Raw genomic sequence first — 1,652 nt, 5'->3', positions numbered from 1 at the left:
TCGCGACGATCTCGGCGTGTGGACCGCCGGGCGGACGCGTCGAGCCGATACCGACGACGACGCCACTGGCATCGAGAACGACAGCGCCGACAGCAGGATTGGGACTGCTGATGCCGCGGGCGGACTCGGATGCCTCGACGGCGAGGGCCATGGCGTCCGCGACGGACAGTGCTGCGCCCTGGCCGTTCATTACGACAGGTGGTGTGATGCGCGGGCGGCTCGGTCGCGTAGGTCGCGCACAGCAGCTGCGGGATCGGCGGTGTTGTAGACGGCCGAGCCGGCGACGAAGCAGTCGATTCCCGCCTCTGCGGCCTGCTCGATCGTGTCGGAGTTGATGCCACCGTCGATTTCCACGATCAGTCGCAGATCACCGGAATCGATAAGTGCTCGAACGGCTTTCGCTTTCGCGAGTACCTCCGGCATGAACGACTGTCCGCCGAATCCCGGCTCCACACTCATCACCAGCAACGTGTCGAAGTCGCGCAGGATCTCGAGGTACGGCTCGATGGGTGTTCCCGGCTTGACGGACAGTCCGGCTTTGGCTCCCGCGGCCCGGATGTCTCGTGCGACGGCGGACGGGTCGTCGGTTGCCTCGGCGTGGAAGGTGACGTTGTACGCACCCGCCTCGGCGTACGGCGGCGCCCAGCGGGCCGGGTCCTCGATCATCAGGTGGCAGTCGATCGGAATGTTCGTCGCCTTCAGCAAGCTCTCCACGACCGGCAGCCCCAGGGTGAGGTTGGGTACGAAGTGCGCGTCCATGACGTCGACGTGCAGCCAGTCGGCTCCGGACACGGCATCGGCTTCGGCAGCCAGACGCGCGAAATCTGCGGACAGGATCGAGGGGGCAATCATCGGGGAAACCACGATTGACGAGCCTAGCCCAGCGGTATCGTTCGCCCATGACCACCATGGATTCCGTGACGGCGGTGATCGCCGAGTTGCCCGAGGTCACCGAGAGTGTTCGGTACGGCCATCCGGCGTGGTCGGTGGGCAAGAACGTGTTCGCGTGGATTCGTCCGTTCAGCAAGGCCGATCTGAAGCGGTTCGGCGACGAGATCCCGCCCAGCGGGCCGATCCTCGCCGTCCGCACCGCTGACCTCAACGAGAAGGAAGCCATCCTCGCCGCCCACCCGCGGGCGTGCTTCACCATCTCGCATTTCGACGGGTTCGCTGCCGTTCTGGTCGACATCGACAACACCGAGGACGACGAACTGCGAGAACTGATCATCGACGGTTGGCTGGTCTACGCCCCGAGAGACGTGGCCGAGGCATTCCTGGCCGGCGACTGATTCTGCCGCCTTCCCGGTCACATCGGTTTACGCAGCGCCGCCATGAACATTGCATCCGTGCCGTGTCGATGCGGCCACAGTTGCACCGACGTACCGTCGCCGAGTTGCGGCACTCCGGGAACCAGCTCGCGGGTATCGAGCTGTTCGACGCCGTAGCGACGGACCGCGTCGGCGACGACGGCGGTGGTTTCGGACAGGTGCGGCGAGCAGGTCGAATACAGCACCACTCCGCCCGGGCGTACCAGCTCGATCGCCGCGGCCAGAAGTTCCTTCTGCATGGTCACCAGTGCCGCCACATCGGAGGGTTGACGACGCCACCGGGCCTCCGGCCTGCGGCGCAGAGCACCGAGCCCGGTGCACGGA

General features: G+C 66.0%; 2 protein-coding genes and 2 pseudogenes. 1 reads left to right on the top strand and 3 read right to left on the bottom strand.

Annotation, left to right across the window (positions count from 1 at the left end; all coding sequences use genetic code 11):
* Window positions 1–190: pseudogene (locus RHBS_RS27580) on the bottom strand (bifunctional diaminohydroxyphosphoribosylaminopyrimidine deaminase/5-amino-6-(5-phosphoribosylamino)uracil reductase); the annotation flags it as partial.
* Window positions 190–864 carry a ribulose-phosphate 3-epimerase gene (gene rpe / locus RHBS_RS27575; protein WP_121869936.1) on the bottom strand — a complete coding sequence of 225 codons (675 nt, stop codon included), beginning with the start codon at window positions 862–864 and terminating at the stop codon, window positions 190–192. The gene rpe and the pseudogene RHBS_RS27580, both read right to left, overlap by 1 nt.
* Window positions 865–899: 35 nt before the next feature.
* Between rpe and RHBS_RS27570 the strand changes: the two genes are divergently transcribed.
* Window positions 900–1,289, top strand: a complete 390-nt coding sequence (locus RHBS_RS27570; RefSeq protein WP_121869937.1) for an MmcQ/YjbR family DNA-binding protein — start codon at window positions 900–902, stop codon at window positions 1,287–1,289.
* Between the two features lie 17 nt (window positions 1,290–1,306).
* Here the strand turns inward: RHBS_RS27570 and RHBS_RS27565 are convergent.
* A pseudogene (locus RHBS_RS27565) lies at window positions 1,307–1,652 on the bottom strand (rRNA small subunit methyltransferase B); the annotation flags it as partial.

This window comes from Rhodococcus sp. BS-15 (assembly GCF_000813105.1).
In the GTDB taxonomy this organism is placed as follows: domain Bacteria; phylum Actinomycetota; class Actinomycetes; order Mycobacteriales; family Mycobacteriaceae; genus Rhodococcoides.
Note: the sequence above shows the minus strand (reverse complement) of the source record. Positions and strands in the feature narration are given on the sequence as shown.

What these genes read in the sequence shown, in the direction of transcription:
- RHBS_RS27570 (WP_121869937.1), top strand. Translation starts at nt 900, where the DNA reads ATGACCACCATGGATTCCGTGACGGCGGTGATCGCCGAGTTGCCCGAG.